Below are 6991 nucleotides of genomic sequence, written 5' to 3' on the forward strand. Positions count from 1 at the left end.
GCGCGCCGATACTCGATGGACGATCTGCTGACCGATTTTCTCGCCGAAACGGCGGAAATCCTTGCCGAGGCCGGCGGGGCGCTGGTGGCGTGGGAGGCGGACCCCGCCGACCGCGCCCGGCTCGATGCGATTTTCCGCCTCGTTCACACGATCAAGGGCAGTTCGAGCTTCCTCGCGCTGCCGCGAGTTACGGCGCTGTCCCATGCCGCCGAGGATGCGCTCGATCAGGTTCGCCGCGGGAATCGCGCCGCGAATGCCGAATTGGTCACCGGCGTGCTGGGTATCGTCGACCGTCTGTCGCAGCTTTGCGGGCTGTTGGGGCAGGCGGGCGTCGAGCCGCCGGGCGACGATGGAGATGTGATCGCGGCGCTGGCGGCGGATGGAGAAGCCCCTGAAGCCCCGGAAACCACCGCCGAAGGCGGCGAGATCCAGCTTCGCCGCGAGGATGATTTCGCGATCGATGCGCAGGGCTGGCGAACGATCCGCGTGCCGCTGCCCCTGCTCGACAGCGTGATGACCGGAGTCACCGACATCGTCCTCGCGCGCAACGAATTCGCGCGGATGCTCCGTGAAACGGGCGCCGATCCGTCGCTGATCGCGTCGTTCGACCGCCTGTCGGATTCGATCGCGGGCATGCGCCAGTCGGTCAGCCAGATGCGGATGCAGCGCATCGACAAATTGTTCGCGCCGCTGCCGCGCATCGTCCGCGACCTGGCGCAGGACCTCGGCAAGAAGATTCGCTTCGCCACCAGCGGCGGCGAGGTCGAACTCGACCGCGAGATGATGGAGAATATCCGCGATCCGCTGATCCACATCGTCCGCAACGCGATCGATCACGGCATCGAGAAGCTCGACGACCGCGTCGCGGCGGGCAAGGATATCACCGCCAGCATTTCGGTGTCGGCGCGCCAGTCGGGCAACCAGATCGAGATCGAGGTGCGCGACGACGGGCGCGGCCTGTCGCCCGACGCGCTGGTCCAGAAGGCGATCGCGGCGCGGCTGCTGCCCGCGGCCGACGCGCGGGCGCTGACCCCGCGCGAAAAGCTCGACCTGATCTTTCGCCCCGGCTTTTCGACGGCGTCGAAGATCACCGCCATTTCGGGCCGCGGCGTCGGCATGGATATCGTCAAGGCGAATGTCGAGAAGATCGGCGGCGTCGTCGATCTGCGCAACGACGAAGGCCGCGGCCTCGCGGTCGTGCTGCGCGTGCCGATGACGCTGACGATCATCTCGGGCCTGATGGTCCGCGCGGCGGGGCAATATTTCGCGATCCCGCGCGGTTCGGTGCGCGAAATCCTGCTTGAGACGAACGACAGCGTCCGCATCGAGCGCGTCGGCGGCGGCGAACTCGTCACCGTGCGCGGCGAGCCTTTCCCGCTGCTCCGCCTCGAAACCGTCCTCGGCCGCGAGCGCGACCCGGGCGACGATGTCGAGGATCGCGCACTCGTCCTCGTCCGGCCGGGGCAGGGGCAGAGCTATGCGCTCAGCGTCGCGGCGATCCATGACCATGAGGAACTGGTGATCAAGCCCGCCGCGCCGATGATCATGGCGACCGGGCTCTATGCGGGAACGACGCTTCCCGACAATGGCCGGCCGGTGCTGCTGCTCGACGTGCAGGGGATTCTCGCCGCCGCCGCGATCGACGCGTCGGAAGCGGGACGCGGCATGGACCGCGCGGCCGAGGCCGACGCTAGCGCGGCCGCCGAACGCGGTGCCGCGCAGCTTCTGTTGTTCCGCGACGTCGGCGGCCGCACGCGCGGCGTCCGCCTGTCGGTCATCGAACGCGTCGAGGAAGTGCCCGCGCTGGCGCTTTTCGAAAGCGCTGGCCGTATCCAGGTGCAGATCGGCGACGACATCTTCCCGGTCCACGCCGCGCGGCTGCCCGAGGATCATGGCGCGCTGAAGCTGCTGCGCCTCTACGACGGGCAGATGGTGCTCTGCTATCCGATCGAGGCGGTGATCGATATCGTCCGCCTGCCCGACATGAGCCAGCCGGCCGCCGCGCCGGGGCTGATCGCGGGCGTGGTGCTGATCGGCGGCGAGCCGGTCGAGATCGTCGATCCCTTCTGGCTGATGGAGCAATATGCGCCCGGCCTGACCGCCGCGCCCGCGGCCCGCCAGCCGGTGTGCCGCCTCGCCGACGACCGCGACGGCTGGGGCGACAATTTCCTGGCCCCGATCCTGCGCAGCGCAGGCTATCGCGTGGTGTCCGAAAGCTCCGGCGAAGCGGCCGATGTGCTGCTCTGCCTGACCGGCGACGGCACCTGCGCGCATGATGACGACGACGTGCCGGTGATCCGCCTGCGGGCGTCGGCGGCGCCCATCGGTCCCGACGACGACACCGTCTATCGCTACGACCGCGGCGCGCTGCTCGACGCGCTGCGCCGCCGCACCGGGGGGGACCGTCCATGATGGACAAGCTCTATCTGATCGCGCGCATCGCCGACACGCGCGTGGCGCTGCGCAGCCGCTCGATCCATTCGGTCGTCGCGGTCGGCGCGCCGGTCGAGGTTCCCGCCGCGCCGCCGCACGTCGCGGGGCTGTTCGCGCTGCGCAGCCGCGTCTTCACGCTCATCGATCCGCATGTCGTCGTCGGCCTGGCCCCGGTTCCGGCCGTCGCAGGCCAGCGCGTCGTCGTCGTCGATGTCGCCGAGCACGGCTATGCGCTGCTCGCCGACGCGATCGAGGACGTCTGTTTCATCGACGCGCCCGAGGCGCGGGTCACCGGCAAGCTGCTTCCAGGCTGGGCACGCGTCGCCGAAGCGATGATCGAGCACGAGGGGCAATCCTTGCTCGTCGTCGACCCGGCGCATTTTATCACGCTGCCCGCGCTTAAGGCCGCGTGATGCCGGTCGTATTAACACCCTGCACACCCCTTCGCTTTAAGCTGGCGTCAACCCCGGGGGTCGGAGGCACAAATGTCTAAATCTTGTCTGGTCGTTGACGACAGTAAAGTCATTCGCAAGGTCGCGCGGCATATTCTTGAAAGTATGGCCTTTTCGGTTGACGAGGCGGCCGATGGGCAGGAGGCGCTGACCTTTTGCCGCGCCAACCGCCCCGATGTGATCCTGCTCGACTGGAACATGCCGGTGATGAGTGGAATGGAGTTTCTGGGCGCCTTCAACGATCTGGATTTCGGGCGCGACGACCGGCCGCGCGTCGTCTTCTGCACTACCGAGAACAGCATCGACCATATTCGCGCCGCGATCGAGGCGGGCGCCGACGAATATGTGATGAAGCCGTTCGACCGCGAAACACTCGAAGGAAAGCTGCAACTCGTCGGCGTGGCCTGAGGTCCGGTCGATGGCGCGCTCCGCCCTTCTTCCAACCGATCCGCAGGGGAACGAGCGCCCCGCAGGCCGCAGCGTTCGCGTGATGCTGGTCGACGACAGCCTCGTCGTGCGCAGCATCCTCGAACGCATCGTCGCCCAGACGCCGGGACTGATGGTTTGCGCCTCGGTGGCCTCGGCGCATGATGCGCTGGCCTTTCTGGCGTCAGAACCCGTCGATGTCGTGGTGCTCGATATCGAAATGCCGGGGATGAACGGCATCGACGCGCTGCCGCACATATTGGAGCGCGCCGCCAATGCGCGCGTCCTGATCCTGTCGTCGAACTGTGTCGAGGGCGGCCCGGCGGCGATCGAAGCGCTCGCGCTCGGCGCCAGCGACACGCTCGCCAAGCCCGGCCGCGGCAGTTTCTCGGGCCGCTTTGCCGAGGTGCTGACCGACCGCATCCTGTCGCTCGGACAGCTTGAACCCGTTCCCACGGCGGCGCGCATCGCCTTTCGCCCGCCGGTTCCCCCGGCGGCGGTCGCGGTCGACGCCGACCAGCGGCTCGAATGCATCGCGGTCGCGGCATCGACCGGCGGCATCCCGGCTTTCGCCAATTTCCTGACCCATCTCGATCCCCGCATCACCGCGCCGATCCTGCTCACCCAGCATCTGCCCGATGCCTTCATGGAATTTTACGCGCGGCAGATCGCGACGATGACCAGGCGCAAGGTGTGCGTGGCCGACGCGGGGATGCTGGTCGAACGCGACCATATCTATCTCGCCCCCGGCGACGCGCATCTTATGGTGATCGCGAACGGCGCGCGCCGCGAGATCGCGCTCGACCGGCGGCCGGTCGAGAATGGCTGTTGTCCGTCGGCCGACCCGATGCTCGCGTCGGTCGCCGAAGCCTATGGCGCCGGCGGGGTCGCGGTCGTGCTGAGCGGCATGGGCCGCGACGGCGCGCAGGGCGCCCAGCGGCTCAAGGCGGCGGGCGGGACGATCTTTGCCCAGGCGCCCGAAAGCTGCGTGATCTGGGGAATGCCCGGCGCGGTGGCGAAGGCCGGGCTGGCGGCGGCGACGCTTAACCCCGACGCGATCGCGCTGATGCTGCGCGGCTATCTTCCCGGGCGCCGTCCGTCATGATGGGCGGGACGGCGAGCGAATCGGCCTATCGCGTGCTGATGGGCGTGCTCGAATCGCGCACCGGGCAGACGCTGTCGCCGAACCGCATCTGGCGCATCGAAATGTCGCTGAAACCGGTGATGCAGCGGCACGGCATCGGCGATCTCGATGCACTCGTCGCGGCGCTCGTGACCTCGAACAGCCGCCAACTGCTCGACGACACGGTCGATGCGATGCTCAACAATGAAACCTATTTCTATCGCGAACATAGTGTGTTCGATGATATTGCTAACAGTGCGCTTGAACATATCCATCGCATCAACCTGCGCGAGCGGCGGCTGACGATCTGGCATTGCGGCGTGTCGACGGGGCAGGAAGCCTATTCGATGGCGATGCTGCTGGCCGAACAGGACAGCAAATGGGCCGGGTGGCGCGTCGACATCGTCGGCACCGACGTCAGCTATCACGCGGTCGGCCGCGCCCGCGTCGGGCTTTACAGCCAGTTCGAGATCCAGCGCGGCCTGCCGGTGCAGCGGATGGTGCGCTGGTTCGACCAGACCGAAGCGGGCTGGCTCGCCAAGGCGGATTTGCGCCGCCGCGTCGATTTTTCGGTCCAGAACATGCTGATCGACCGGCCGCCGCTGGCCGCGCCCGCGGACCTGATCTTCTGCCGCAACCTTCTCCTCTATTTCTCGCTGCCGATGCGGCAAAAGGCGTTTGCGCGGCTGCGCGCGGTGGCGGCGCCGCAAAGTTTCCTCATCCTCGGCGCGGGCGAAACGGTGCTCGGCCAGACCGACCAGTTCGTCGCGAGCCCGCGGCTGCGCGGCCTTTACGAGCCCGCCGACCAGCAGGTCCGCCATTCGCCCATCGCGTCGCAGGCGGCCGCCTGACCTTGCTTTTTCCCGCCCGCTGGCGCAGGGGAAAGGCAGGGCAGGGACAGGATGGACCGCAAGGCGCATGAGCGATTTTATCGAACGCTGGTCAGCCAATTTCGACGAGCGCGCGCTGCCCATATCGATGATCGTCCTCCATTATACAGGCATGAAGACAGGCGCCGAAGCCCTTGATCGGCTTGCCGATCCCGAGGCGAAAGTGTCGGCGCACTATGTCGTCAGCGAGGACGGCCAGATCACCCATATGGTCGCGGAGGACAAGCGCGCCTGGCACGCGGGCAAGTCGCACTGGCGCGGGGTGAACGACATCAATTCGGCGAGCGTCGGGATCGAGATCGTCAATCCGGGGCACGAATGGGGCTATGTGCCCTTTCCCGATCCGCAGGTGGCGTCGGTCGTCCGCCTCGTCCACCAGATCAAGGATCGCTATGCGATCACGCGCGGCAATGTCGTTGGCCATTCGGACATCGCGCCGACCCGCAAGCAGGATCCGGGCGAGCTTTTTCCGTGGGAGGAACTCGCGCGCCGCCGCCTCGCGCTGCCGCGCCCGACCAGGAAACTGACCGACCCCTTGTGGACCGATGCGGGCTTTCTGCTTGCGCTCGAACGCTTCGGTTACGACGTGACCGACGGTTTCGCGGCGACCGTGGCGTTTCAGCGGCGGTTCCGGCCCGAACTGATCGACGGCACGATCGACGGCGAATGCCGCGCGATCCTGCTCGCGCTGCTGCTGCCGCAGCCTGAGGGCAATTGATTGGCAGCTAGCGAGCGGAAGCGGCCGCTCCTCTCCCCTCCCGCTTGCGGGAGGGGTCGGGGGTGGGCAGCGACGTTGCAATGGCCCACCCCGCTGCGACTAACGAACAAAGTTCGTAAGTCTCGCTGCCCCTCCCGCTTGCGGGAGGGGGAAGTAGCGCCATCCCTCACCGTCCACTCACCACCCCAAAACAGCCGCTCCGTACAATCGCTCGTAATGACCGTCCATTCGCGCTATAATGCTCCGTGCCAGAGGGTCGGGCGATCGCCGCCGTGCGCAAGCGCGGGGGAGGAAAGTCCGGGCTCCACGGAAACCACGGTGCCGGATAACGTCCGGCGGCCCCCGCGAGGGGGTCAGGGAAAGTGCCACAGAGAAGAGACCGCCAAAGGCTTCGGTCCGGCGAAAGGTGAAAGGGTGCGGTAAGAGCGCACCGCGCGGACGGTAACGGACGCGGCACGGCAAACCCCACCGGGAGCAAGGTCGAATAGGGATGGCAAGAGGAAACTCAGGGCTGGTTCCGGCCCCGTCGTCCGGGTTGACTGCTTGAGCGTTCGGGCAACCGCACGCCTAGAGGAATGATCGCCCATCCCCGGCAACGGGGTGGACAGAACCCGGCTTACAGACCCTCTGGCATACTCTCCCCGTCCGGCGCGCGCGGAACCGCGCACAGCCGCCCCGCGTTTCATGCGGACCAGAAAGGGAGACGAGCCATGCAAGTCGTCGATGACCATGTCGAGGTGACCGAAACCGAAGCGAGCGGCGGGGTGAAGGAGCAGGGCGTGCGCTATGTCCTGGCGATTTCGCTGCTGGCCGTGATCGTCGTGCTGTCGGCCATCTGGATCGTGCCGGCTTTGCTGCGGTCCTAGATTTCTCGTCATTGCGAGCGAAGCGAAGCAATCCAGGGCGGTTTACGCAGGCTCTGGATTGCTTCGCTTCGCTCGCAATGACG

The 6991-nt window shown here is 67.1% G+C and carries 7 protein-coding genes and 1 other RNA gene; all 8 read left to right on the top strand.

Annotated elements, in window-relative coordinates; all coding sequences use genetic code 11:
• Positions 1-15: 15 nt before the first annotated feature.
• The 8 genes from OJI97_RS11735 to OJI97_RS11770 all read left to right on the top strand — a co-directional run bounded on the left by OJI97_RS11735 (position 16) and on the right by OJI97_RS11770 (position 6908).
• Positions 16-2412 (top strand): chemotaxis protein CheW, encoded by a 2397-nt coding sequence (locus OJI97_RS11735; RefSeq protein WP_297663692.1) that lies wholly within the window; start codon positions 16-18, stop codon positions 2410-2412.
• Complete coding sequence (locus OJI97_RS11740) at positions 2409-2846, top strand: chemotaxis protein CheW (RefSeq protein ID WP_297663694.1); 438 nt, start codon at positions 2409-2411, stop codon at positions 2844-2846. Before OJI97_RS11735 ends, OJI97_RS11740 begins: the two co-directional genes overlap by 4 nt.
• A 72-nt stretch (positions 2847-2918) precedes the next feature.
• Complete coding sequence (locus OJI97_RS11745; RefSeq protein ID WP_297663696.1) at positions 2919-3293, top strand: response regulator; 375 nt, start codon at positions 2919-2921, stop codon at positions 3291-3293.
• Between the two features lie 10 nt (positions 3294-3303).
• Positions 3304-4416 (top strand): chemotaxis-specific protein-glutamate methyltransferase CheB, encoded by a 1113-nt coding sequence (cheB, locus tag OJI97_RS11750; protein ID WP_297663699.1) that lies wholly within the window; start codon positions 3304-3306, stop codon positions 4414-4416.
• Positions 4413-5285 carry a CheR family methyltransferase gene (locus OJI97_RS11755; protein ID WP_297663701.1) on the top strand — a complete coding sequence of 291 codons (873 nt, stop codon included), beginning with the start codon at positions 4413-4415 and terminating at the stop codon, positions 5283-5285. The genes cheB and OJI97_RS11755 overlap by 4 nt, the downstream gene beginning before the upstream one ends.
• Before the next feature lie 67 nt (positions 5286-5352).
• A complete protein-coding gene (locus tag OJI97_RS11760; RefSeq protein WP_297663703.1) occupies positions 5353-6042 on the top strand; it encodes an N-acetylmuramoyl-L-alanine amidase in 690 nt (229 codons plus the stop codon).
• Between the two features lie 248 nt (positions 6043-6290).
• Positions 6291-6677, top strand: an RNA gene (gene rnpB, locus OJI97_RS11765) — RNase P RNA component class A.
• Positions 6678-6752: 75 nt separating this feature from the next.
• Positions 6753-6908 carry a hypothetical protein gene (locus OJI97_RS11770; protein ID WP_297663704.1) on the top strand — a complete coding sequence of 52 codons (156 nt, stop codon included), beginning with the start codon at positions 6753-6755 and terminating at the stop codon, positions 6906-6908.
• Positions 6909-6991: the final 83 nt, after the last annotated feature.

It is taken from the genome of Sphingopyxis sp. (assembly GCF_025869345.1).
Taxonomy (GTDB): Bacteria; Pseudomonadota; Alphaproteobacteria; order Sphingomonadales; family Sphingomonadaceae; genus Sphingopyxis.